Source organism: Giesbergeria sinuosa, from assembly GCF_042652905.1.
Classification (GTDB): domain Bacteria; phylum Pseudomonadota; class Gammaproteobacteria; order Burkholderiales; family Burkholderiaceae_C; genus Simplicispira; species Simplicispira sinuosa.
Window position 1 is genome coordinate 1 of the sequence record NZ_JBHSHJ010000005.1, and the last position, 24,947, is coordinate 24,947.

The 24,947-nt window shown below is 58.3% G+C and carries 27 protein-coding genes; 22 read left to right on the forward strand and 5 right to left on the reverse strand.

What is annotated here, in order from left to right:
• From ACFO6X_RS07925 to ACFO6X_RS07990, 14 genes are all read left to right on the forward strand, one after another.
• The coding region (locus ACFO6X_RS07925; protein WP_465253855.1) for an EF-Tu C-terminal domain-related protein at nt 1–239 on the forward strand (239 nt) is incomplete at its 5' end.
• Nucleotides 240–265: 26 nt separating this feature from the next.
• Nucleotides 266–577, forward strand: coding sequence for a 30S ribosomal protein S10 (gene rpsJ, locus ACFO6X_RS07930; protein ID WP_003059431.1), 312 nt, complete (start codon nt 266–268; stop codon nt 575–577).
• Nucleotides 578–776: 199 nt separating this feature from the next.
• Nucleotides 777–1,451, forward strand: a complete 675-nt coding sequence (rplC, locus tag ACFO6X_RS07935; protein ID WP_382431791.1) for a 50S ribosomal protein L3 — start codon at nt 777–779, stop codon at nt 1,449–1,451.
• Entirely contained in the window at nt 1,451–2,071 is a 621-nt protein-coding gene (gene rplD, locus ACFO6X_RS07940; protein ID WP_382431792.1) for a 50S ribosomal protein L4, read from the forward strand. The genes rplC and rplD overlap by 1 nt, the downstream gene beginning before the upstream one ends.
• Entirely contained in the window at nt 2,068–2,382 is a 315-nt protein-coding gene (gene rplW, locus ACFO6X_RS07945; protein ID WP_382431794.1) for a 50S ribosomal protein L23, read from the forward strand. Before rplD ends, rplW begins: the two co-directional genes overlap by 4 nt.
• A 2-nt stretch (nt 2,383–2,384) precedes the next feature.
• Nucleotides 2,385–3,209 carry a 50S ribosomal protein L2 gene (gene rplB / locus ACFO6X_RS07950; protein ID WP_382431796.1) on the forward strand — a complete coding sequence of 275 codons (825 nt, stop codon included), beginning with the start codon at nt 2,385–2,387 and terminating at the stop codon, nt 3,207–3,209.
• A gap of 10 nt (nt 3,210–3,219) precedes the next feature.
• Nucleotides 3,220–3,498, forward strand: coding sequence for a 30S ribosomal protein S19 (rpsS, locus tag ACFO6X_RS07955; protein ID WP_024813777.1), 279 nt, complete (start codon nt 3,220–3,222; stop codon nt 3,496–3,498).
• A 9-nt stretch (nt 3,499–3,507) separates the two neighbouring features.
• Nucleotides 3,508–3,840, forward strand: coding sequence for a 50S ribosomal protein L22 (gene rplV / locus ACFO6X_RS07960; RefSeq protein ID WP_005796970.1), 333 nt, complete (start codon nt 3,508–3,510; stop codon nt 3,838–3,840).
• Nucleotides 3,841–3,854: 14 nt separating this feature from the next.
• The gene (rpsC, locus tag ACFO6X_RS07965; protein ID WP_382431800.1) at nt 3,855–4,727 is read left to right on the forward strand and encodes a 30S ribosomal protein S3; all 873 of its coding nucleotides are present in this window, start codon (nt 3,855–3,857) and stop codon (nt 4,725–4,727) included.
• A 3-nt stretch (nt 4,728–4,730) separates the two neighbouring features.
• Nucleotides 4,731–5,147 carry a 50S ribosomal protein L16 gene (gene rplP / locus ACFO6X_RS07970; protein ID WP_382431801.1) on the forward strand — a complete coding sequence of 139 codons (417 nt, stop codon included), beginning with the start codon at nt 4,731–4,733 and terminating at the stop codon, nt 5,145–5,147.
• A 17-nt stretch (nt 5,148–5,164) separates the two neighbouring features.
• Entirely contained in the window at nt 5,165–5,359 is a 195-nt protein-coding gene (gene rpmC, locus ACFO6X_RS07975; RefSeq protein ID WP_382431803.1) for a 50S ribosomal protein L29, read from the forward strand.
• Between the two features lie 9 nt (nt 5,360–5,368).
• The gene (rpsQ, locus tag ACFO6X_RS07980; protein WP_382431805.1) at nt 5,369–5,638 is read left to right on the forward strand and encodes a 30S ribosomal protein S17; all 270 of its coding nucleotides are present in this window, start codon (nt 5,369–5,371) and stop codon (nt 5,636–5,638) included.
• Nucleotides 5,639–5,714: 76 nt separating this feature from the next.
• Nucleotides 5,715–6,221: a peroxiredoxin gene (locus ACFO6X_RS07985; protein ID WP_382431807.1), complete on the forward strand. Its 507-nt coding sequence runs from the start codon at nt 5,715–5,717 to the stop codon at nt 6,219–6,221.
• A gap of 114 nt (nt 6,222–6,335) precedes the next feature.
• Nucleotides 6,336–7,487, forward strand: coding sequence for a magnesium transporter CorA family protein (locus ACFO6X_RS07990; RefSeq protein ID WP_382431809.1), 1,152 nt, complete (start codon nt 6,336–6,338; stop codon nt 7,485–7,487).
• A gap of 27 nt (nt 7,488–7,514) precedes the next feature.
• On the opposite strand, the gene ACFO6X_RS07995 is transcribed toward ACFO6X_RS07990, so the two are convergent.
• Nucleotides 7,515–8,207: a dienelactone hydrolase family protein gene (locus ACFO6X_RS07995; protein ID WP_382431811.1), complete on the reverse strand. Its 693-nt coding sequence runs from the start codon at nt 8,205–8,207 to the stop codon at nt 7,515–7,517.
• Nucleotides 8,208–8,381: 174 nt separating this feature from the next.
• Here ACFO6X_RS07995 and ACFO6X_RS08000 point away from each other — a divergent pair, with 174 nt between their 5' ends.
• From ACFO6X_RS08000 to ACFO6X_RS08030, 7 genes are all read left to right on the forward strand, one after another.
• On the forward strand, nt 8,382–9,014 hold the full coding sequence (locus tag ACFO6X_RS08000; RefSeq protein WP_382431813.1) for a MarC family protein: 633 nt from the start codon (nt 8,382–8,384) through the stop codon (nt 9,012–9,014).
• Nucleotides 9,014–9,631 (forward strand): response regulator transcription factor, encoded by a 618-nt coding sequence (locus ACFO6X_RS08005; RefSeq protein ID WP_382431815.1) that lies wholly within the window; start codon nt 9,014–9,016, stop codon nt 9,629–9,631. Before ACFO6X_RS08000 ends, ACFO6X_RS08005 begins: the two co-directional genes overlap by 1 nt.
• A gap of 18 nt (nt 9,632–9,649) precedes the next feature.
• Entirely contained in the window at nt 9,650–11,053 is a 1,404-nt protein-coding gene (locus tag ACFO6X_RS08010; protein ID WP_382431817.1) for a sensor histidine kinase, read from the forward strand.
• A gap of 107 nt (nt 11,054–11,160) precedes the next feature.
• Entirely contained in the window at nt 11,161–12,726 is a 1,566-nt protein-coding gene (locus ACFO6X_RS08015) for a methyl-accepting chemotaxis protein (protein ID WP_382431819.1), read from the forward strand.
• 204 nt (nt 12,727–12,930) lie between these two features.
• Nucleotides 12,931–14,493 carry a methyl-accepting chemotaxis protein gene (locus ACFO6X_RS08020; RefSeq protein ID WP_382431821.1) on the forward strand — a complete coding sequence of 521 codons (1,563 nt, stop codon included), beginning with the start codon at nt 12,931–12,933 and terminating at the stop codon, nt 14,491–14,493.
• A 103-nt stretch (nt 14,494–14,596) separates the two neighbouring features.
• The gene (locus ACFO6X_RS08025; protein WP_382431823.1) at nt 14,597–15,661 is read left to right on the forward strand and encodes a homocysteine S-methyltransferase family protein; all 1,065 of its coding nucleotides are present in this window, start codon (nt 14,597–14,599) and stop codon (nt 15,659–15,661) included.
• A gap of 87 nt (nt 15,662–15,748) precedes the next feature.
• Entirely contained in the window at nt 15,749–16,564 is an 816-nt protein-coding gene (locus ACFO6X_RS08030; protein ID WP_382431825.1) for a hypothetical protein, read from the forward strand.
• A 9-nt stretch (nt 16,565–16,573) separates the two neighbouring features.
• Here the strand turns inward: ACFO6X_RS08030 and ACFO6X_RS08035 are convergent, their stop codons facing one another.
• A complete protein-coding gene (locus ACFO6X_RS08035; RefSeq protein WP_382431827.1) occupies nt 16,574–18,502 on the reverse strand; it encodes a sigma-54-dependent Fis family transcriptional regulator in 1,929 nt (642 codons plus the stop codon).
• A gap of 361 nt (nt 18,503–18,863) precedes the next feature.
• On the opposite strand from ACFO6X_RS08035, the gene exaC reads away from it, so the two are divergent.
• The gene (gene exaC / locus ACFO6X_RS08040) at nt 18,864–20,384 is read left to right on the forward strand and encodes an acetaldehyde dehydrogenase ExaC (protein ID WP_382431829.1); all 1,521 of its coding nucleotides are present in this window, start codon (nt 18,864–18,866) and stop codon (nt 20,382–20,384) included.
• 64 nt (nt 20,385–20,448) lie between these two features.
• Here exaC and ACFO6X_RS08045 read toward each other — a convergent pair whose 3' ends face one another.
• The 3 genes from ACFO6X_RS08045 to otnI are packed head-to-tail and all read right to left on the reverse strand — an operon-like array spanning nt 20,449 to nt 24,872.
• The gene (locus tag ACFO6X_RS08045; RefSeq protein ID WP_382431831.1) at nt 20,449–22,419 is read right to left on the reverse strand and encodes a methyl-accepting chemotaxis protein; all 1,971 of its coding nucleotides are present in this window, start codon (nt 22,417–22,419) and stop codon (nt 20,449–20,451) included.
• Between the two features lie 53 nt (nt 22,420–22,472).
• On the reverse strand, nt 22,473–24,008 hold the full coding sequence (locus ACFO6X_RS08050) for a methyl-accepting chemotaxis protein (RefSeq protein ID WP_382431833.1): 1,536 nt from the start codon (nt 24,006–24,008) through the stop codon (nt 22,473–22,475).
• A gap of 42 nt (nt 24,009–24,050) precedes the next feature.
• The gene (gene otnI / locus ACFO6X_RS08055; RefSeq protein ID WP_382431835.1) at nt 24,051–24,872 is read right to left on the reverse strand and encodes a 2-oxo-tetronate isomerase; all 822 of its coding nucleotides are present in this window, start codon (nt 24,870–24,872) and stop codon (nt 24,051–24,053) included.
• Nucleotides 24,873–24,947: the final 75 nt, after the last annotated feature.

Consider the following 24,947-nt stretch of genomic DNA (forward strand, 5'->3'; position numbering starts at 1 on the left):
AAGGCGGCCGCCACACCCCCTTCTTCAACAACTACCGCCCCCAGTTCTACTTCCGTACCACCGACGTGACTGGCGCCATCGAACTGCCCGAAGGCAAAGAAATGGTGATGCCTGGTGACAACGTGTCGATCACCGTCAAGCTGATCAACCCCATCGCGATGGAAGAAGGTCTGCGCTTCGCTATCCGCGAAGGCGGTCGTACCGTCGGCGCTGGTGTGGTTGCCAAGATCCTCGCGTAATCATTGCAAGCACAAGGAAGATAACCATGTCCAAGCAAAAGATCCGCATCCGTCTGAAGGCTTTCGATTACAAACTGATCGATCAGTCTGCCGCCGAAATCGTTGACACTGCCAAGCGCACTGGCGCTATCGTCAAGGGCCCCGTACCCCTGCCGACCCGCATGAAGCGTTTCGACATTCTGCGTTCGCCCCACGTCAACAAGACCAGCCGCGACCAGTTTGAAATCCGCACCCACCAACGCCTGATGGACATTGTCGATCCTACCGACAAGACCGTGGACGCGCTGATGAAGCTCGACCTGCCTGCTGGCGTGGACGTCGAAATCAAGCTGCAATAAGCAACGCCCTTCGGCGCAATATGCGCCGAACCCGTGAAGCCATAGCGCGAACTTGCTTGCAAAAGCAGTTCGCGCTATACTTTGCGGCTTCGCCCTTTGCATTGCGCAAAGGGCGGAGTTTTATCAACCGTCTTTCATGCACTTGTGTGCAACGCCAAGGCCAATTGAAGTCGCGGCGGTGGAAGTTTTGGAGAAACAAATGAGTCTGAGCAACTCCCTGGGGTTGCTGGGCCGCAAGGTGGGCATGATGCGTCTGTTCACTGATGATGGGGACGCAGTGCCCGTCACAGTGGTGGATGTGTCCAACAACCGCGTGACCCAGGTTAAAACCCAAGAGAACGATGGCTATGTGGCTTTGCAAGTCACTTTTGGCGCGCGCAAAGCTTCGCGTGTCACTAAGCCAGAAGCTGGCCACTTGGCCAAAGCCGGTGTCGAAGCTGGCGAAATCATCAAAGAATTCCGCGTTACCGCTGAAACCGCTGGCAAGTATGCCGCCGGTGCTGCCGTGCCGGTCACTGATGTGTTTACCGTAGGCCAAAAAGTGGACGTGCAGGGCACTTCCATCGGTAAGGGCTACGCCGGTACCATCAAGCGCCACAACATGGCCTCGCAACGTGCTTCGCACGGTAACAGCCGTTCGCACAACGTGCCCGGCTCTATCGGTATGGCACAAGACCCCGGTCGCGTGTTCCCCGGTAAGCGCATGACGGGTCACCTCGGTGACGTCACCAAGACCACGCAAAACCTCGATGTCATTCGCATCGACGAAGCGCGTCAACTGCTCTTGATCAAGGGCGCCATTCCCGGCTCTAAGGGTGGGTTCGTGACCGTGCGTCCCGCTGTCAAGGCCACCGCTGCCAAAGGAGCGAACTAATGCAGCTCGAACTCCTGAATGATCAAGGTCAGGCCGCATCCAAGTTTGATGCCCCCGAAACCGTGTTTGATCGTCCTTACAACGAAGATCTGGTACACCAGATTGTTGTGGCTTACCGCGCCAATGGCCGTCAGGGCACCCGTGCTCAAAAAGACCGCCAACAGGTTCGTCACTCCACCAAGAAGCCCTTTAAGCAAAAGGGTACTGGCAACGCGCGTGCTGGTATGACTTCCTCGCCACTGTGGCGTGGGGGCGGTCGGATTTTCCCGAACATGCCCGACGAAAACTTCACCCAGAAGATCAACAAGAAGATGTATCGCGTTGGCATGGCCACCATCTTCTCGCAGTTGGCTCGTGAAGGCCGCCTGGCTGTGGTCGATTCGCTCAAGCTCGAATCGCCCAAGACCAAGGTGCTGGCCGACAAGTTCAAGGCCATGAACCTGCAATCGGTCATGGTCATTTCTGAAGAAGTTGACGAAAACCTGTACCTGGCTTCGCGCAATCTGGCCAACGTGCTCGTGGTCGAGCCTCGTTATGCCGATCCCGTGTCGCTGGTGCATTACAAGAAGGTCATCGTCACCAAGGGCGCAATCGACAAGCTCAAGGAGATGTTCGCATGAGTAGCCCCAAGTTTGACGAAGGTCGTCTGATGCAGGTGCTGGTTGCTCCCATCGTGTCCGAAAAGGCCACCATGGTTGCAGAAAAGTCCAATGCTGTGACATTCAAGGTGCTGCAGAACGCTACCAAACCCGAAATCAAGGCCGCTGTGGAATTGATGTTCAAGGTTGAGGTCAAGGGCGTGTCTGTGGTTAATACCAAAGGCAAGACCAAGCGTTTTGGCAAGACCATCGGCCGTCGCGACAATGTGCGCAAGGCCTATGTGACGCTCAAGCCCGGTCAAGAGCTGAACCTGTCCGGGGAGGCCGCTTAATCATGGCAGTCATCAAAATGAAACCCACCTCGCCCGGCCAACGTGCTGTGGTGAAGGTTACCCGTGACCACCTGTACAAGGGTGACGGCTACGCCCCGCTGCTGGAACCCCAGCACCAAAAGGCTGGCCGTAACAACAACGGTCACATCACCACACGCCACAAGGGCGGTGGTCACAAGCACCACTACCGCGTGGTGGACTTCAAGCGCAACAAGGATGGCATTGCCGCCAAGGTAGAGCGCATTGAGTACGACCCCAACCGCACGGCCCACATCGCTTTGGTGTGCTATGCCGATGGTGAGCGTCGTTACATCATCGCTCCCCGTGGTCTGGAAGTGGGCAGCACGCTCATGTCCGGCTCCGAAGCGCCTATCCGCGCTGGCAACACCCTGCCCATCCGCAACATCCCCGTGGGTTCGACCATCCACTGCATCGAGCTCAAGCCCGGTGCCGGTGCGCAAATCGCCCGCTCGGCTGGTGCTTCGGCCACTCTGCTGGCCCGTGAAACCACCTATGCCCAAGTGCGTATGCGCTCGGGTGAAGTGCGCAAGATTCACATCGAGTGCCGCGCCACCATCGGTGAAGTTGCCAACGAAGAGCACAGCCTGCGCCAACTGGGCAAGGCTGGCGTCAAACGCTGGATGGGTATTCGCCCAACAGTGCGCGGCGTGGCCATGAACCCTGTCGATCACCCCCACGGTGGTGGTGAAGGTCGTACGGGTGAAGGCCGTCATGCTGTCGATCCTTGGGGCAATCTGACCAAGGGTTATCGCACCCGCAACAACAAGCGCACACAAAACATGATTGTGTCGCGTCGTAAGAAGTAAGGGGTAGCAAATGACTCGCTCTCTCAAAAAGGGTCCGTTTGTTGACCATCACTTGCTGGCCAAGGTCGAAAAAGCCATTGCCACCAAGGACAAGAAGCCAGTGAAGACCTGGTCGCGTCGCTCTATGGTTCTGCCCGAGTTCATCGGTCTGACCATCGCTGTGCACAACGGCAAGCAACACGTGCCGGTGTATGTCACCGACCAGATGGTGGGCCACAAGCTGGGCGAATTCGCCCTGACGCGCACCTTCAAGGGTCACCCCGCGGACAAAAAAGTCCAGAAGAAATAAGGAACGACCATGTCTGAAACACGTGCAGTCCTCCGGGGCGTCCGTCTGTCGGTGGACAAGGGCCGTCTGGTCGCCGATTTGATTCGCGGCAAGAAAGTGGACCAAGCCCTGAACATCCTGACATTCACGCAGAAAAAAGCTGCTGGCATCGTCAAGAAGGTTCTGGAATCGGCCATTGCCAATGCAGAACACAATGATGGTGCTGACATCGACGAATTGAAGGTCAAGACCATCTACGTCGAACAAGGCACCACGCTCAAGCGCTTCACCGCGCGCGCCAAAGGTCGCGGCAACCGCATCAGCAAACCCACGTGCCATGTGTACGTGACGGTTGGCAACTGAGGCCAAGGAAGACTATGGGACAGAAAATCCATCCTACCGGCTTCCGCCTGGCGGTCAGCCGTAACTGGGCAAGCCGCTGGTACGCCAGCAACCGTGACTTCGCTGGCATGCTGGCTGAAGACATCAAGGTGCGTGAGTACCTGAAGGCCAAGCTCAAAAACGCATCGGTCTCGCGTATCCTGATCGAGCGCCCCGCCAAAAACGCCCGCATCACCATTTACTCGGCTCGTCCGGGCGTGGTGATCGGCAAGAAGGGTGAAGACATCGAGAACCTGAAGAAGGAACTCGCCGTTCGCCTGGGCGTGCCAGTGGCTGTGAACATCGAAGAAGTGCGCAAGCCCGAAATCGATGCCAAGCTGATCGCTGACTCGATCACCCAACAGCTCGAAAAGCGCATTATGTTCCGCCGTGCCATGAAGCGCGCTATGCAGAACGCCATGCGTCTGGGCGCCTTGGGCATCAAGATCATGTCGTCGGGCCGCCTGAACGGTATCGAAATCGCCCGTACCGAGTGGTACCGCGAAGGCCGTGTGCCACTGCACACCCTGCGCGCTGACATCGATTACGGCACTTCCGAAGCCAAGACCACCTATGGTGTGATCGGCGTGAAGGTCTGGGTTTACAAGGGTGATACCTTAGGCCGCAATGACCTGCCCGCTGTCGAGACACCCCGCCCCGAAGAAGAGCGTCGCCCACGTGGCCCCCGCCGTGATGGCCGCCCCGGTGGCGACCGTGCCGGTGCAGGCCGTGGTGGCCGCCGCCCTACCGGTAGCAATGCCGCCCCTGCCGATGGCAGCGACAAACCCGCCGGTGCTGGTGCCGATGCCGTTAAGCGCGTTCGTAAAACAGACGCGCCCGCTACAGCAGCGGACGGAAAAGGAGAATAAAACATGCTGCAACCTGCTCGCCGCAAATACCGCAAGGAGCAAAAAGGCCGTAACACCGGTGTTGCCACCCGTGGCAACAGCGTGGCCTTTGGCGACTTCGGCCTGAAGTGTACCGACCGTGGCCGCTTGACTGCGCGCCAAATCGAATCGGCACGTCGTGCGATTTCCCGTCACGTTAAGCGTGGTGGCCGCATCTGGATCCGCGTGTTCCCAGACAAACCCATTTCTACCAAGCCCGCCGAAGTGCGTATGGGTAACGGTAAGGGTAACCCTGAGTACTACGTGGCCGAAATCCAGCCCGGCAAGATTGTGTTCGAGATCGTCGGCGTGCCCGAAGAACTCGCCCGCGAAGCCTTCCGTCTGGCAGCTGCCAAGCTGCCCCTGCGTACCACTTTCGTGGCACGCATGGTTGGCCAGTGATTTCAGGAGAAACTGATATGAATACTACTGAACTGCGCCAAAAAGACGTTGCCGGTATCAAGGAAGAAATCAAGGCTTTGCAAAAAGCCCATTTCGGCCTGCGTATGCAAAAGGCAACCCAACAGCTGGGCAACACAGGCACCCTGAGCGCCACGCGCCGTGCCATCGCCCGTGCCAAGACCATTCTTGCTGAAAAGCAAGCCGCCAAGTAAGGAGCCCACATGACGGAAGCTAAAAAATCCCTCAAGCGCACCTTGATTGGCAAGGTGGTCAGCGACAAGCGTGCCAAGACCGTGACCGTGCTGGTCGAGCGTCGTGTCATCCATGAGTTGTATGGCAAGATTGTTGGTAAGTCGAGCAAGTACCACGCGCACGACGAGAACAATGAGTACCATGTCGGCGACGTGATCGAGATCACCGAAAGCCGTCCTCTGTCCAAGACCAAGAACTGGGTTGCTACCCGCTTGGTACAAAAGGCTGGTTTGCTGTAAGCCTAAGCGCCCATCAGCCAGCATAGCTGCCCAAAACGACCCACAATGTGGGTCGTTTTTCTTTTTGGAGCATCACATGATCAAAGTTGGAGACACCCTGCCCGCAGCCACCCTGATGGAATACATCGAAGTGGAGGGCAATGGCTGTAGCCTTGGCCCCAACGCGGTCGATGTGCAAAAGGCGACAGCAGGCAAGACCATTGCTATTTTTGCGGTTCCTGGTGCTTTTACCCCCACCTGCTCGGCACAGCATGTGCCTGGCTTTGTGGCCCAAGCAGCAGCGTTCAAGGCTGCAGGTGTAGACGAAATTTGGTGCATTGCAGTCAATGATGCCTTCGTGATGGGAGCTTGGGCGCGTGACCAAAAAACCGCTGGCGCGGTGCGGATGCTGGCCGATGGCGATGCCATCTTTACCAAGGCCACCGGCCTGACACTGGATTTGACGGGCAAGGGCTTGGGCTTGCGCAGCAATCGCTATTCCATGCTGGTCAAGGATGGCCAAGTGGTCCAGCTCAATGTAGAAGAGGGTGGCAAATTGGCCGTGAGCGATGCGGCTACCTTGCTGAATCAAGTGCGCAACTGATTTTTTGTCCCCCCATCGCCTACAGGCTGTCTGCCTGTGGCAGGCTTCTGCTCTGCAAATGCCTCCAAAGCTGTACTGGCGTTGGAGGCATTGTTCTATTCCCACACAAGTGCTATGCGGATCTTTCACCTTCATGCAGGGGGCGTTCGGGAGCTGGAGTCTTTGCCCACACAGCTTCCCGCTCAAGGTTTTTTCTGGGTGGCCTGTGCCCGGCCAGCGTTTCAGAGCCAGTTGTCGGGTATCCAGCACATGTTGCAGAGCCTGACAGGCATTCAGCTGGTGGAGTTGCACATCTCTGACCTGCTCAATCCTCAGCTGCCATCGCATTATGACTACACATCACAATACGATCTGCTGGTGTTTCGCCGTTTGGCTTCGGCAAGTTCCACAGTGCCTAGTAGCCAGCCTGACACGCCCTCATCTCCGCCACGTAAACACAACGGCCCTCCGGTCTTGCGCCGTATCGACACCAACCCAGTGGGGTTTGCTGTGTTTGATCAAATCGTTCTCACGGTACACCCAAACGATTGCTCGGTGCGTGAGGCCTATGCTGCTCGCTTGTTAGCCACGGCCGCCACGATGGGGGTTGAAACATCCGATGGGCGCATCGTGGGTGCTGGACAAGGAACACGGCTCCCCACCGGTACAGCAGACCTGATGCTGCGGCTGGTGAATCTGATGGTGGATGGTTATCTGGATTTGCGCCGTGAACTGACACGCCAGCTCGACCACTGGCAAAGTGAGCTCCTCAAACCCCGCACCCGATTTGTCAATTGGAATGCCCTGCTGGACACCCGGTTGGCACTGCACCACTTGGATGAAATCTGCGAAGACCAACGCAGCGCCATACAAGACTGGATTGATGCCCTGCAAACCTGGCCTGCCCCCGCCACAGCGGCAGAACTGCGCGAACGTGATTTGCTACAGGTGCGCAGCCGTGACGTGCTGGAACACATTGAGCGCGTGGTGCACCATGTGCGCCGCTTAGAACAAAGCACTGAAACCACGGTGCAAATGCACTTTTCAGTGCAAAGCAACCGCACCAACGACATCATGCGCACCCTGACAGCCTTGACGGCCGTTTTTTTGCCGCTGAACCTGATTGCAGGCATCTTTGGTATGAACTTCGAATTCTTACCCCTGATTCACCGACAACACGGCTTTTGGTGGGCCATGGGGGCCATGTTGGTCATGGCTTTATCTTTGATTGTCTTTTTTTGGCGCAAACGCTATTTGGCAAACACCCCCAGAGAGCCTATGCACTGAACGCCACGGCACACTGCGCCCCCTACATCAAGACAGGTGCTGCTCAAAAAAGGCCAGCGTTCGGTTGCGCGCACTGACTGCGGCTGCATCATCGTAGGCAGCACGCTGGTCGCAGTTGAAGCCGTGGTCAGCATCGTAGACATGCGATTGCACCTCGGGGTGCTGGGCCGCAAAAAGCTGCACACCTTCTAAAGGAATCCAACGGTCTTGGCGGGCAAAATGGGCCAGCACGGGGCAACGCGGCTGACGGGCCATTTCGGCCAAGCTCGTCATGCCACCGCCGTAATAACTGACCGCAGCCGACAGCCCGTCCAGTGCCGAGGCAGCACGCCAAGCCATCAATCCTCCCCAACAAAAACCGACTACACCGACCGGACGGCCACTGCGGGCAGCAGCATGGTCAATAGCGGCTTGAATGTCGGCCAAAACGCCCACACCAGGCAATTGCTCTGTCGCGGTCTTGAGGGCTATACCCGTTTGCATGGCATCTGGGCCATAACCCAAATCCACATCGGGTTGGACACGGGAAAAAAGTGCCGGAGCCACGGCCAAATAGCCCCTGGCAGCAAAACGTTCGGTCACGGCACGGATGTGGCTGTTGACACCAAAGATTTCCTGCAATACCACCACTGCCGCACGGGGCATGCCAGTAGGCGTAGCCTCCCAAGCAGGGCAGTGGAAGCCATCATTTGATTCCAGTGCGATCCATTGACTTTGCATAAGTGAAGACTTTCTGTTCTAAATCAAAGAGAAAAGAGAAAAATACAGCAGCCAGATGATTGAATACGGCACACTGGCGGGTTGTCCTATGTCTTGTAGGAAAAGCATGTTGCTATCCACCCCTGCGCTTGCACACCTCCAAGCCCAGACGATCTCGCCTTACCAGGAGAGTGCATGGACTTGAAGCCACTTTTCACCCTGTTGTTTGTGGTCAATCCATTGGCCATCGTGCCATTCTTTATCCACTACACCCACGGCTTTTCGGCACCACAACGCCAGCGCACCATTCAGGTAGCCGCATTCAGTGTATTTTGCGTGATTGCAACCTGCGCCTTGCTGGGCCTCCAGATTTTGGAGTTCTTCAGCATCTCTTTGCAAAGCTTTCAGGTAAGTGGTGGGCTGCTGCTGTTGAGCAGTGCCATGAACATGCTCAACGCCCAACCTGCCGAGGCCAAACCCCATGCCAATGAATTAGAGGCAGGGGCGGAAAAAGCCGCCGCTGGCGCCAGCATCGCCGTGGTGCCACTGACTATTCCACTGCTGACAGGCCCAGCCACCATGTCAACCGTGGTGATTTATGCCGATAGGGCGCAAACCTTTTGGCAACACACAGCATTGGTGGGCTATGGCTTGGTGATTGCCGCCGCCACTTATCTGTGCTTTTCGCTGGCCCAACCCATTGCCAGGGTGTTAGGCCAAACAGGTATCAATGTGATGACACGCATCATGGGGTTGATCTTGGCGGCACTGTCGGTCGAGGTGATGGCCCTGGGTTTGGTCAAACTATTTCCGGTATTGGCGGGGTAATGGGCATTCAAGGCCATATTTATTTGGTGGACGACGATGTGGCGGTGCGCGCTTCGTTGTCGCGGATGTTGGAGTATCTGGACTACAGCGTAGAGTCCTACACCTCACCGCAGGCTTTTCTGGAGCACTCACTGCCGATTGCACCGGCGGTGTTGCTCTTGGACATGCGCATGCCACAAATGAACGGGTTGGCTCTGCAACACGAATTGCTGCGGCTGGGGCGCAGCACGCCCATTGTGTTTATCTCGGGGGAGAGCCAAACGCAGGAAGTGATTGATGCCTTCAAGGGGGGCGCCATTGATTTTCTGCTCAAGCCCTTCAATATGGATGACCTGCTGCGGGCCATCCAACAGGCGATGGCCCGTGACCGCGAGCAGTTCAAGACCTACCGCGACACGATGGATGTGCAGCGCAGCTACGAGAGTTTGACGCCCCGCGAACGGGCTATCTGCCAATTGGTGGTGAAGGGGCTGATGAACAAAGAAATTGCCGACCACTTTCAGTGCAGCCTGAAAACCGTCAAGGTGCATCGCGCGCGGGTGATGGACAAGATGGGTGCCACCTCGCTGCTAGAGCTGGCCGAGAAGATGCGCGACCTGCCAGACCAAAGCCTGTAACGCTAGAGCCTCCTGCGCATGTTCAATCTGCCAACGGCTTACCTGCTGGTGGGTCTGATGTATTTGGTCATGCCTACGGTGGCCTGGGCCGTGCTGTCGGGCCTGCGCTCACGTTCGGCGTGGCTATGGTGTACAGGCAGTGCGCTGTTTGGTGTGGGGGTGGTGCTGCTGGGGTTGCGCCCACACATTGCAGAATGGGCGGCCTACCCTTTGGCCAATGGGCTGATGTTCTTGGCTAATCTGGTGCGTGCCCAAGCATTGCTTTATGAACTACAGCGCCCACCCTGGCGCAGGCAATGGCTGCTAGGGCTAGGGGCAGGGTTTGTGATTGGATATGAATGCCTGCGGCTTGGACTGGATGAGTATCCAACCCTGCGCTTTCTGTGGTCATCCACCACCTTAGCGGCTACTTTCTTTTATATCAGCCTGCTGTGTTGGCAGATTGGGCGGCGTGAGACCTCGCGCAGCGCCCACTGGGTTGCAGGCACCTATCTGGCGGTGGGCAGTGCGCTGGTGTTGCGCAGTTTGGCAGTGGTGAACGGTGTTTCCGAACCCAATGCGTTGTTTGGTGGCTGGGACAGCTTATTCACTATCGGTGCCAGTCTGATCAGCTCGGTGGTGGGCAGTGTGGGCTTTATTGGCATCTTTTTGGAGCGCGCCCGACACAATGACTTGGCTACAGCGGCAGAACGCGCCAAACGAGCAGAAAACGAGCGGTTGAGCGCCCAAATTGCCCAGCTTGACCGCCAACGCAGCCTAGGTGCCATGTCGGCCTCGTTGGGGCACGAACTCAACCAACCCCTGACGGCCATTTTGCTCGATGCCCAGATGGGCCTGCATGGGCTGGCACAAAACCGTCTGGATACAGCACAACTGCACAAGCTGTTGCACCACATTGAGGCCAACACCCAGCGGGCCAGCCACATTATTGAGCGCATTCGCAGCTTTATCCGGCCCGTGCCAGAGCAATACAAACCTGTGGAATTGGGCCAGCTGGTGCAAGACGTGGCGCAGCTGTTGGCCTGCGAGGCCCGCCGGTGCAACGTGGAGTTTGCTTTTGTACTGCCCCCCACAGCGGTATGGGTGCAAGGGGATGATATTCAACTCTCGCAAATCGTACTCAGTGTGTACCGCAATGCCATTCAGGCCATGATGGGCCAACCAGAGCCGCGCCAAATAACAGTGACGGCAACCCCCGTGCCAGGCTGGATGCTGTTGCATTTCTGCGACACCGGCCCCGGTTTAACCCTAGAGGCAATAGCCCAAGCGGGTCAACCTTTTTTTAGCACCAAGGCCGATGGATTGGGCTTAGGACTTTCCATTTCACGAACCATTGCCGAGCGCCACGGGGGCACGCTAGAGATTGCCAACCACCCACAGGGCGGCGCACAGGTCGAACTGAAACTGCCTGCCCCACATTGAACCAAGTGCTCTGCACAAGGTCATTGCCCCTGGGGGCAATAGTGTTTCCAATTGTTTTCATATTTACTTGTTCCGCATTGAGATTAGCCCGCTGATAAAGCTTAACAATGCGTACCAATTTGCCTGTGAGCAACCAGGAGTTCGATTACTCCAGTGATGAATTTTTGATGTCGACCACCGACCCCCAAGGTCGGATCACACATTGCAATGCTGCGTTTGCCCGCGTCAGTGGCTTTTCGATGGACGAGTTGATGGGCCAACCACACAACTTGGTGCGCCATCCAGACATGCCTCCAGAGGCCTTCAAGGACATGTGGAACACCATTGGCAATGGCCGTAGTTGGATTGGCCTGGTCAAGAACCGGCGCAAGGATGGTTCGTTTTACTGGGTGCGTGCCCACGTTACGCCGCTGATGGAAAACGGCAAGCCCATGGGCTATATGTCGGTGCGCATGAAGCCCACCCGCGAGGAAGTGCAAAAAGCCCAAGCGTTGTACGCCCGCATCCGCCAAGAGCGGGAGTCGGGGCGGCATACCTTTAGGCTGCATTCAGGCCATGTGCGTTTGAACGGCTGGCGCGACTGGGTGGGGCGCCTACAGCGTGCTACTTTCACCCAACGCCTGGCCGCCATGCTGGTGGTGCCTTTGCTGGCTGTGCCCTTGCTGCCTTGGGCTTTGGGTTGGAGCACACTGGAGGCGGTAGTTTTGCAAAGCGGGCTAGGGGCCGTGCTGTGCGGTTGGATACTGTGGCGCTTTCACCGGCGTATCACACAGGGGCTGAACGATGCCCACCAACTTGCCAATGACATTGCGGGCTGTAGTTTGTCCGCCCCCTATCGCCGCATTGATGGCCGCCATCCCGTGGCACTGCTCATGGAGCGTTTGCAGCAAATCCAAGTGAATCTGCGCGCGATTGTGGGCGATGCCAGGGCCGAAATCAACGGATTTGGTCATATTGCCAGTGATATAGCCCAAGGTGGACAAGAGTTGGCCCGGCGCACTGAATCCCAAGCCAGCAGTTTGGAAGAAACCGCAGCAACCATGGAAGAGCTGGCCAGCACGGTGCGCCAATCGGCACAAACGGTGCAAGAGGTGCTCCAGAAAAGTGAGAACAGTGCAACCTTGGCCCGCCACGGTGGTGAGGCGGTGAGTGAGATCAGTGCCGTGGTGCAATCCATAGCCCAATCATCACAAAAAATGGGGCAAATCATTGCCACCATTGAGGGCATTGCCTTCCAGACCAATATTTTGGCTTTGAACGCAGCGGTAGAAGCCGCCCGCGCGGGTGAGCAGGGCCGGGGCTTTGCCGTGGTCGCCAGCGAGGTGCGGGCACTGGCCCAACGCAGCGCCACAGCTGCCCGAGAAATTGGCGAGTTGATCCGTGAGTCTGGCGCCCATACCCGACATGGGGCCGAAAAAATGGACACAGCAGGCGAAACGATTGCCCAAGTGGTGCAATCGGTGGCCCATGTAAACACCCTGATCAATGAAATGGGCGTGGCAGCCAAAGAACAGGCACTGGGGATTTCACAGGTGAATGATGCCGTGACCGACTTAGACCATGTGACACAGCAAAATGCCGCATTGGTGCAAGAGTCGGCAGCAGCGGCCCAAGCCATGAGCCAGAACTCTGGCTTTTTGGGGCGCACGCTGGCCGTGTTTCGGCTGGGTTAAAGGCCATCAACGGGGGTGTGGGCTGGTGGGTGGCACGGCAAATTGTTACATCTCAACCCCATCAGGTGAGACACTGGTCTGGGTTCCTTCATAGAATCAAAGGCCGTAGTGCTCACATGGTCATTGTCCCCTGAGGCAAGGGGGTCTGTGGGCGTTTTGGCATCTACTGCGCTGTATCAAGATTCGCCAAGTGATTGCCCCAGAATGCGTACCAATTTGCCCGTGAGCAACCAGGAGTTTGACTACTCCAGCGATGAGTTTCTGATGTCTACCACCGATCCGCAAGGACGGTTGACCCATTGCAATGCCGCTTTTATCCGGGTCAGTGGCTTCTCAATGGAGGAGCTGATGGGCCAGCCGCACAACATTGTGCGCCACCCAGACATGCCCCCAGAGGCCTTCAAGGACATGTGGAACACCATTGGCCACGGACGCAGCTGGATTGGTCTGGTGAAGAACCGGCGCAAGGATGGTGATTTTTATTGGGTACGCGCTCACGTCACACCACTGATGGAAAACGGCAAGCCGATGGGCTATATGTCGGTGCGCATGAAACCCACCCGCGAGGAAGTGCAAAAAGCCCAAGCGTTGTACGCCCGGATTCACCAAGAGCGGGCATCCGGACGGAAAACCTTCCGGCTGCATTCGGGCCATGTGCGCATGAATGGCTGGCGCGACTGGGTGGGACGCATGCAGCGCGCCACTTTCACCCAACGTCTGGCGGCCATGCTGTTGCTGCTGCTGGCACTGCCACTGCTACCCTGGGCCTTGGATTGGACAGGCCTGCCCGCACTGGCTTTGCAAGGGGGGCTGGGGGCCGTGATTGCGGCGCTGATTTTGTGGCGCTTTCACCGGCGCATTACGCTGGCTGTAGCCGATGCCAACCGACTGGCCAGCCAGATTGCCAGTTGCAGCGTTTCGGACAAATACCATCAGGTCGATGGACGCCACCCGATGGCCTTGCTGATGGAACGTTTGCAGCAAATACGGGTGAACCTGTGGGCGGTGGTGCATGATGCACGGGCCGAGATCAGCGGCTTTGGTCATATCGTCCACGATGTAGCCCAAGGCGCCCAAGAACTGGCCCGGCGCACGGAAGCCCAAGCCCGCAATCTGGAACAAACCGCAGCCACCATGGAAGAGCTGGCCAGCACGGTGCGCCAGTCCAACGCAACGGCCCAAGAGGTGCTGCGGCAAAGCGAGCACAGTGCCACACTGGCCCGCATTGGCGGCCAAGCCGTGGGCGAGATCAGCACTGTGGTGCAATCCATCACGCAGTCATCACAACAGATGGTGCAGATCATCTCCACCATCGAAGGCATTGCGTTTCAAACCAATATTCTGGCCTTGAATGCCGCCGTGGAAGCGGCACGGGCAGGAGAACAAGGCCGGGGGTTTGCCGTAGTGGCAGGAGAGGTACGGGCGTTGGCCCAGCGCAGCGCCACAGCGGCACGGGAAATTCGCAACCTGATCAGTGAATCGGGGGCACACACCCAACGTGGGGCCGAAAAAATGCAAGCAGCGGGCGAGACGATTGCCCAAGTGGTCGAGTCAGTGACCCATGTGAATGCCCTGATGGGCCAAATGGGGATCGTGACCAAAGAACAATCTGACGAGCTGCTACAGATTAATGAGGCGGTCATGAACTTGGATCAGGTCACGCAAGAAAACGCTGCCTTGGTGGAACAATCCGCAGCCACCGCCCAAGCCATGAGCCAAAACACTGGGGTATTGGGGCGTACGCTGGCCGTGTTTCGCCTGCGCTAAGCCTGCACAAGACAAGGGCGCAGCGAAGCAGGGACAATCGGTGGCTTGCAGCCTATGGGCTGCTGGCCTTTATTTACCCTGATTTTTCTGTTGCGATCTGCCCATGCAAGCACCCCACTACACCCGTGCCGCCCAGCTTCCGGCCCTTTTGGCCCAACGCATCGTCATTTTGGATGGCGCCATGGGCACCATGATCCAGCGTTTTAAGTTGGGCGAAGCCCAATACCGGGGCGAAGGCTACAGTGGCCCAGATGGGGCCGGGGAGCGGTTTAAGGCGTTTGCACGCGATGTGAAGGGCAACAATGAGCTGCTCTCGCTCACCCGCCCCGATGTGATTCGCGACATCCATGAACGCTACTTGGCTGCCGGGGCAGATCTGATTGAGACCAACACTTTTGGCGCCACCACCATTGCCCAAGAAGACTACGGCATGGCAGAACTGGCCCACGAGATGAACCTGCGCTCGGCCCAACTGGCGCGTGCGGCTTGCGATAAATTCAGTACCCCTGAACACCCACGGTTTGTGGCTGGTGCCTTGGGGCCAACACCCAAAACGGCCAGCATCAGCCCCGATGTGAACGATCCTGGCGCGCGCAATGTAGATTTTGAACAGTTGCGGGCCGCTTACTACGAGCAGACACTGGCACTGATAGAAGGCGGTGCCGATGTGTTGCTGGTAGAGACTATCTTTGACACCCTGAATGCCAAAGCGGCACTGTTTGCCATTGAAGAGGCGTTTGAGCAAACGGGCGAGCGCCTGCCCATCCTCATCAGTGGCACCGTGACCGATGCCTCGGGGCGCATTTTGTCGGGCCAAACGGTGACAGCGTTTTGGCACAGCGTGCGCCATGCGCAGCCACTGGCGGTGGGCCTCAATTGCGCCTTGGGTGCTGCACTGATGCGCCCATATATCCAAGAGTTGAACCGGGCTGCGCCAGATACCTTTATCAGCTGCTACCCCAACGCTGGACTGCCCAACCCGATGAGCGATACGGGCTTTGATGAAACGCCCGAGGTGACCAGCCGCTTGGTGCATGAATTTGCCGCCGAAGGCTTGGTCAATATTGTGGGGGGTTGCTGTGGCACCACGCCCGACCATATTGGTGCCATTGCCAAGGCAGTGGCCCAAGTGCCTACACGCCAGATGTTCTACCCGGCACAAGCCTGAAGGGTGCCCTGGGGCTGGAGGGGGCTGTGCATCAGCCCCCCTGCTGCCTATACTGAAAACCTCCTGTCACTTTTTGGGGGATCTTTCATGCAGCGTCGCCAAAGTCTTGCTTGGTTGAGTGCGGGTCTGTGGGGTGGATGGGGCTCTGTGGCCCATGCCTATCGTCCGGCACCTGTGCAATACCGTAATGCCCTGACTACAGCCCAAGGGCAATTGCTGTCGGTAGAGGTGGTGAGCCACCAACGCCGCAGCCAAAACCTGCCTATTTTCCAGAAGCAGCGCCGCTGGTATGTGGGGGGTGAACATGGGCAGCCTTATGCCTTGCTGTTACGCAACCATACGGGTGGCCGCTTGCTGGTGGTGGCTTCGGTCGATGGCCTCAATGTGCTCACTGGCGAGCCTGCCGCCGCAGAGCAGACCGGCTACATCATCGAGCCACAGAGCACGGTGTTTATTGAGGGCTGGCGCAAGTCGCTGGATACGGTGGCCCAGTTTGTCTTTACCACGCCCGACGATTCGTATGCCGAACGCACAGGCCAAGGAGGCAACACGGGGGTGCTGGGTTTTGCTGTCTTTGAAGAAGTTGCCCCACCGCCGCCGCGCTACCAACGCCATGACAGTGCCAAGAGTGCGCCTATGGCGCCAGCGCCTGCAGCCGAGAGTCGTTCAGACATGGGCACTGGGCATGGGGAGCAGGTGCATTCGCCGGTACGGGAGACGCATTTTCGGCGGGCCAGTCGCCGCCCCGCCGAGACCTTGCAGATTCAATACGCCAGCTTGGCACAACTGGAGCGACGCCGGATTGCCCTGCGAGACATTTGGCAACCCAATCCAGCAACCCAAGAGCCCAACCCCTTTCCGGGAGAAGGCCGTTTTGTTCCCGACCCACCACCACGACGCTGAGCCAGGATGTCAATGTCCATGCTCTCGCAAGCGGCGGTAAAGTGTTTGACGGCTGATGCCCAATTGCCGCGCAGCCGCTGAAACGTTGCCCTGATGGGCCTGCAAAGCCTGCGCAATGGCCTGTTGGGACAGTGTCTGCAAGCTGGCAGCGGGCAACACGGAGGGCGGTGGCGGAGGAGTAGGGGTGCTGTCTTGCAAGACCTGTAGGCTTTGCAACACATCGTCGGGCATGTGGCTCCAAGAGATGCACTGCTCGTGCGGCTCCAACAAGGCCACAGCGGTGCGCAGCACATTGCTGTATTGGCGCAAGTTGCCGGGCCAGTCGTAGCGGGCCAATGCCTGCATCAAGGTGGGGTCTAGGTGCAAGCCCGGTGGGCCATCAAGTTCGGCCAGCAGGTGGTGTGTCAGTGCATGCAGATCTGTGCGTTCTCGCAAGGCAGGCAGTTGCACCGTCAGGCCATTGATGCGGTAGTACAAATCACTGCGAAAACGCCCCTGTTCCACTGCAGCCCGCAAAGGCTGGTGGGTGGCGCAAATCAGCCAAAAGTCCACTGCCACAGGATCACCACAACCCAGCGGCGTTACTTGGCGCTCCTGCAACACACGCAACAGCCGGGTTTGCAAAGACAAGGGCATGTCGCCAATCTCGTCCAAAAATACGGTGCCGCCTTGGGCCTGACGCAAGCGCCCTGGAGAGCCTTGTTTGCGAGCGCCTGTAAACGCCCCCGGTGCATAGCCAAACAGCTCTGATTCGATCAAGTGCTCGGGCAAGGCAGCACAGTTGATAGCCACAAAGGGGGCATCGCGCCGGGGCGATGCCTCATGGGCCGCCTTGGCAAACAGCTCCTTGCCCACGCCCGACTCACCCAATACCAGCAGCGGAATAGACTTGGCCGCCATGCGCCGCGCTTTGTCGGCGGCATTGCGCCAACGCAGATCGCCGGTATCTCGTTGGGCCAAAGCATCGGCAGTAGTGACTGCTGGGGCTGGGGTGACAGGCACCGACAAATTGCTGCGGGGTGCTTGCACTTGGGCATACAGCAAATGGCCGGCCCCTGTGCGCAGCAGCAAGGGGCCACCCGCTGTGCGTGGATGCCCATGCACCTGCTGCAAGGCGGTAGCAAAGCATTGGCCCCACGATGTGCTGCCCAAGGCAGTAGCCCTGAGCCCCAACAACTGCAACGCGGGCCGGTTGGCCCCTACCAACCAGCCCGCATCAGACAACGCAATCAAGCCTTGGGCAATGGTGCCCAACCCCTCGGGCTGCGGATGCAGCTGCAACACTGTGTGGTGTTGGCAACCCGACAGCAGCAAACTGTTTTCGATCATGCGGGCCGCCGTGGACACCAGTCCCAACGTGTGGGGATGGCGGCTGCGCTGGTCTCCCGAAATGTCCAAAATGCCCGCCAGCTCTCCTGTGGCCGAAAGAATGGGAGCGGCCGCACAGGTCAGGAAGCCATTGCGCTCCAAATAGTGTTCGGCGCCATGGACTTCAATGCCATCGACTTCGGCCAGAGCCGTGCCAATGGCATTGGTGCCGCGCTGGCTTTCGTGCCATGAAGCACCACAGGCCAAGGCCACCCGTTCAACCTTGCTCAAAAAGTCCAAATCACCCAAGGTGTGCATCAACACTCCTTGGCTGTCGGCCAAGATGACCATGCTATGGCTCTGGCGCACCTGGGCAAACAGGTATTCCATGATGGGCAAAGAGTGGCGAATCAGGCCGTGGTTTTGCACCTGCATCTGTTGCAGCGTGCGCGGGGGCAGTGGGTCAAGTTCGGCAGCACAGCCCAAGGGTTGCAGGCCTGCCGAAAAACTGCGCTGCCAAGAACGCGCCAACCGTGCATCCAGCATGTCTGGGGGGCAGCAGCCACTTTCTACCAATTGGTGCCGGGCTTGGCGCAACAAGGTCGCGGGCAACAGGGGTGGGGCGCGCATGGGTGTCTCCGATAGCAGATAGGGCGGCCTGCGAATAGGGCAAGAGAGAGCCAGTGTATCGGGCATGGCCGCCCCTGTGCATCTGGGAAACACCCAGCTTGCGGACAGGTGTTGCACTTTGGAACACCTGTCCAGGAACAGGTGTGGACAACGGCACCACCACAGACAGTAGACAGGTACCTCACACCCAGAAAAAAGCCCGAGTTCGGGCCAAGATACAGCCCCTTGCATGGGGGAATACCCGAGGTTTTGTGGCCTTTCTGTGGCAGTGGCCCATGCTGGCACAGGTCTTGCGCAAGGCATGGCGGTGCTACTGCCTGCGGGCAGCGCAACCGTTCAGAACTTTCACGGAGACAAGACCATGATCTATGCAGCCCCCGGCGCCGAAGGCGCCAAGATTCAGTACAAGCCCCGTTACGACAACTTTATTGGCGGCCAATGGAAAGCTCCGGTGGGTGGCCTGTATTTTGATGTGGTCACACCCATCAATGGTCAGGTGTACACCCAGGCAGCGCGCTCCACAGCAGAAGACATTGATCTGGCACTGGATGCCGCCCATGCCGCCTTTGCCAGCTGGGGCAAAACCGATGCCGCAACCCGCTCCAATATCCTGCTGAAGATTGCCGACCGCCTAGAGCAAAATTTGGAGCTGCTGGCCTACGCCGAAACCGTGGACAACGGTAAGGCCATCCGCGAAACGCTCAATGCCGACCTGCCACTGGCGATTGACCATTTCCGCTATTTTGCCGGTTGCCTGCGCTCGCAAGAAGGCGGCATCTCTGAGATTGACGAACACACGATGGCCTACCACATCCACGAGCCACTGGGCGTCGTGGGCCAAATCATCCCGTGGAACTTCCCGATTTTGATGGCCGCTTGGAAACTGGCCCCAGCACTGGGCGCAGGCAACTGCGTGGTGCTCAAGCCCGCCGAGTCCACGCCCATTTCTATCCTGATTTTGGCCGAGTTGATTGCCGACCTGCTGCCACCGGGCGTGTTGAATATCGTCAACGGTTTGGGCCGCGAAGCCGGTATGCCCTTGGCTACCAGCAAGCGCATTGCCAAAATTGCCTTTACTGGCTCGACCGCCACGGGCCGTGTGATTGCCCAAGCCGCCGCGCAAAACCTGATTCCAGCCACGCTGGAGCTGGGCGGCAAATCGCCCAACATCTTCTTTGCCGACATCATGGACAAAGACGATGATTTTCTGGACAAGGCCATCGAAGGCTTGGTGCTGTTTGCCTTCAACCAAGGTGAAGTGTGTACCTGCCCCAGCCGGGCGCTGATTCAAGAATCCATCTACGACCGCTTTATGGAGCGCGTATTGCAGCGCGTGGCCGCTATCCAGCAAGGCAGCCCGCTCGATACCAACTCGATGATGGGTGCGCAGGCCTCACAGGTGCAGATGGAAAAAATCCAGTCTTATTTGGAAATTGGCCGCCAAGAAGGGGCCGAATGCCTGATCGGTGGTGCCCGCGCCGAGCTTGAAGGCGACTTGGCCGGTGGCTACTACATCCAGCCCACGCTGTTCAAGGGCCACAACAAGATGCGCATCTTCCAAGAAGAAATTTTTGGCCCGGTGCTGGCCGTCACGACCTTCAAGGACGAAGCCGAGGCGCTCGCCATTGCCAACGATACCCCCTACGGTTTGGGCGCTGGCGTTTGGACGCGCAATGGCAATCTGGCCTACCGCATGGGCCGTGCCATTCAAGCGGGCCGCGTGTGGACGAACTGCTACCACGCCTACCCCGCCCATGCCGCTTTTGGGGGCTACAAGGAGTCGGGCATTGGCCGTGAGACCCACAAGGTCATGCTAGACCACTACCAACAAACCAAAAACCTGCTGGTGAGCTATAGCGAGAAGAAACTGGGCTTCTTCTAAGAGCGGGCCTGAGTGGCCGCCTGTGGTCTTACCCCCCACCAAGGCGTGCCGCTCACTACCCTGCTCAGGCTCTGCTGGGTGCTTGCAGGGCTGGCAGGGACGACTGTTCAGTCAGTTTGAACACCTGCACCGCATCACGCAGGCGGTGTGCCTGCTCTCGCAGACTGTGGGCCGCTGTGGCTGACTCCTGCACCAACGAGGCGTTTTGTTGGGTCATCTGGTCAAGCTGACTGACCGCAATATTGACCTGGGCAATACCATCAGACTGCTCACCGGCAGCACTGCTGATTTCGCCCATGGTGTCCCCCATACGGTGTACCGCGTCCACAATCTCCTGCATGGTGTTGCCTGCATGTTGCACCAGCCGGGTGCCAGACTCCACTTTTTGCACCGATGTATCGATCAGGGTCTTGATTTGCTTAGCCGCCTCGGCAGAGCGACCGGCCAAACTGCGCACCTCCGAAGCCACCACGGCAAACCCGCGGCCCTGCTCACCAGCCCGGGCGGCTTCCACCGCTGCATTGAGGGCCAAAATGTTGGTCTGAAAGGCTATGCCATCGATCACGCCCACAATATCGGCAATTTGACGTGAGCTGGTGTGAATATCGTGCATGGTAGAGACCACCTCGCCCACGGCCTGACCGCCGCGCGTGGCGACCACAGCTGCCGAGCTAGCCATCTGATTGGCATGTTGTGCGGCATCGGCCGACTGGCGCACCGTGGCAGTGATCTCTTCCATGCTTTGTGCCGTCTGTTGCAAGCTGCTGGCCGCTTGCTCCGTACGGTGAGAGAGGTCGTGGTTGCCGCTGGCAATTTCGGCACTGGCGGTAGAGATGCTGTCGACGGCCTGGCGCACCTGTTGCAGCATGTGCAAATACCGCTGGCGCATGCCTTCAATCTCATACACCAACGTACCAATTTCATCGGTGCGGCTGCTGCGAAAAGGGTGGGTCAGATCGCCTTGGGCCACCAGAGTAATGGTGTGGGCCAGCTCTTGCAGGGGATGGCTGATGCTGCGGCGCAGCAGAAAGAACAACCCCAGACCCAATGCAGCCACCGCCAGCGCCAACACCAGCCAAACCAACCAGACCACTTTGCGATGGCTAGCCATTGCCTGGACATCAGAGACTTCGGCCACCACCCACCAGCCGTGGGTTTGGGTTGGGCGCATCAGCACCCAAGGGTCGTCTAGCTCTACACCGCGCAATGGCAAAACGCCTTCATGCAATGGTTGTTGTGGCGCTTGGGAGAGCGCCTGGAGAAAAGGCGCCGCTTGCGCATAGACTTGAGTGACGGGTTTGCCACTGGCTGTGGGGTGAATGACAAAGCGGGCTTCTTCTGCCGTTTTGCCGGGCTGCACTACATACACACCGCCATTGTCAAAAAAGTGGGTGTCCTGCACTTCCTTGACCAGATTCTGGTGAAACGCCGAAATATCCAGCCCGACAAAGACAATGCCCACCACAGCCCCCGAATCGTCTTTGACCGGGGAATAGTGCGTCATGTAGGGCTTATCAAACAGTGTGACACGGCCTGTGTAATCTTGCCCCGCCAGCGCACGCGCATAGGCGGGGCTGGCACGATCGAGCAAGGTGCCCAGGTCGCGTTCGCCTTTGTCGTTCTTTAACGAAGTGGTGACACGGACAAAATCTTGCCCCTTGCGGGCAAACAGGGTTGCCACACCGCCAGTGTCTTGGCTGAACTTGTCTAACAAACCAAAATCGTTGTTGACAGCCACGCCAAAGCTTTGCAGCTCGCCACTGGACTCGACCAACCGCATGGTGGGTTGAAAGGACTGGCGAAAGGTGCGAAAGGCACGCACCACGGTTTCACGGCTGGTCTCCTCCACCGCATCCAGCGCCTGCACCAAGTTGTCTACCCGGTCTTGTACTGTGTGATAGACCTGCTGACGGGTTTCACGCTCAGTCAGGATAGAGATGGTCAGGGCCACCAACACCAGCACCAGCCCTATCATGCCAATCGCTAGAAGTGTCACCCTGCGCGCCAGGGATTGGTCAGTGGATGGGGTGGGCATAGGGTTGTCTCCTGTTTTTTTGAGGGATAAAGCCAGTGGCTATTTATTGGTCGTCAGGTCGGGTCTAGCCGGAACACGGCCACCGCTTGCAACAATTGCTCGGACTGCTGTTGCAGTCCATCGGCTGTGGCTGTGCTTTGCTGCACCCGCAGTGCATTTTGCTGCGTAGCCTGATCCAGTTGTACGATGGCTTGCCCTACCTGTGCCACGCCCGTGTTTTGCTCATTGCTGGCGTTACTGATCTCCCCCACAATGGCGCTGACTTGCTGGATGGCAGAGACCACATCGGTCATGGTCTCGCCCGCTTGATCCACCAATTGGCTGCCTTGGGCCACTCGGTCTACACTGGTCTGAATCAGCGTCTTGATCTCTTTGGCAGCTTCTGCGCTGCGTCCAGCCAGACTGCGCACTTCAGAGGCCACTACGGCAAAGCCCCGGCCTTGCTCACCCGCCCGTGCGGCCTCTACTGCTGCATTGAGCGCCAGAATGTTGGTCTGGAAGGCAATGCCATCAATCACACCAATGATGTCGGCAATCTGGCGCGATGCTTGGTTGATCTCGCCCATGGTGTGCACCACCTGCTCGACCACCTGCCCACCCTGCACCGCCACAGTGGAGGCATTGACGGCCAGCGAGTTGGCACGGTGGGCGTTGTCGGCATTTTGGCGCACGATAGAGGTGAGCTGCCCCATGATGGTGGCCGTGTGCTCAATGGCCGAGGCTTGCTGTTCGGTGCGGGCCGAGAGGTCATGGTTGCCTTGGGCGATGTCGGTGGCAGCACTGGTGATGTGCATGGTGGTGTTGCGCACTTGGCCCACCAACTGGCGCAAATAGGTTTGCACCGCTTGCAAATCGGCCATCAGCCCTGTAGGCTGCCCCTGCCACGACACATTGCTGCTCAGATGGCCTTGGGCCATCTGGCACAGTGCTTGGCGGGCTTGGGCCAGATCGCCGCCCAATTCACGCTGCAAGGTGCGGGCCATGAGCACGCCCAACACCACAGCCACCAACACGGCTGTGAAGGCCAGCACCAAAACAACCATCTGAATACGGTCGGCGCGCGCTTGGGTCTGGGCATGGGCCTGTGCTGCGGTTTTGCGGGCGGCACTGATTTGCTCCATCAGAGTGGCACGCATGGCCCGCCACGCCGGAATCTCTTGCTGATTGATGGCGGCGGCAGCGGCGCTGGCATCACTGCGGGCCAACTCCATGATTTGGTTTTGCAGGGCTACCTGTTGGCTGCGTTGCTGTGCCAGCGCACGCAAGGGTGTCTCAAACGGCGTGCCCTGTGCATAGCGCAGGGTGTTGTCGTAGGCTTGGGTATAGGCCTCTGCGGCAGCACGCACGTTGTCGTAAGCATTTTTGTTGCTCGGATTGAGCACAATGTTGCGCAATGCCTGCCCCCCCTGCAAGCCTTGGGCATACAGCTCCTCTAGCCCCGAGACAATGGCCTGCTCGGTGCCAATGTAGCGATTGAAATCGTTTTGCGTGCGCATCAGCCCCCACCAGCTGGCAGCCAAAGCCAGCACAAACAACAGGGCCGGTGCAGCGGTGTAAAGAATCAACCGGGTGGTAAAGCGCATAGTCATCAAAGCGATCAAGAAAAAGTCGAGAAGAAAATTGGGGGCCAGTCAGGGCCGAGGGGTGCTGTCACGCGGGCGCCAACCCAAGCCGCTAGAGGTATCGCCAGCGGGCCGGTATTCGCAGCCTATCCAGCCAGCGTAGCCCAAAGCATCCAGCACATCGAACAGATAAGGGTAGTGCAGCTCGCCTATATCAGGCTCTTGGCGCTCGGGCACTCCGGCAATCTGTATATGTGCAACCCGGCCTGTAGGCAAATACTGGCGCAGCTTGCTGGCTACATCGCCCTCGGCTACTTGGCAGTGGTAGAGATCCATGAGCACCTTGAGGTGGGGCGAATCCACCGCATCCAGCACAGCATGGGCTTGGGCTTGGCGCTGCAAAAAATAGCCCGGCATGTCGCGTGCGTTGATCGGCTCAATCAGCAATTGGCAGCCTTGGGCGGCTGCCTGCATGCAAGCCCACCGCAGGTTGTCGATCAATGTGGTTTGCATGGCTGCTACATCAGCCCCCACCGGCACCATGCCACTCATCACATGGATGCGTGGACAGTCCAACACCGCTGCATAACGCAGTGCCTCTTGCACACCAGCACGAAAGGCCGCCTCTTGCCCCGGCAAAGCCGCTGTGCCACGGGCACCACTTTGCCATGCAGCAGCCATCTCGGGTGGCGTCAACCCAGCAGCGGGGGCATTGAATAGCACTTGGCGCAGGCCATTGGTGCGCAAGCGGGCGGCAAGCTCACCAGCCTCCCAACCATAGGGAGCCAGGTATTCCACGGCAGTGAAGCCATCACGGGCGGCAGCTTCAAAACGGTCGAGAAAAGGAAGATGGGGATAGAGCCAACTGAGGTTGGCGGCAAACTGGGACATAACAAACAATGGCAAGGAAGGGGCAATTCAATCGGCTTATATTGATTATCTGGCAGCAATCATTTGCTATTATTT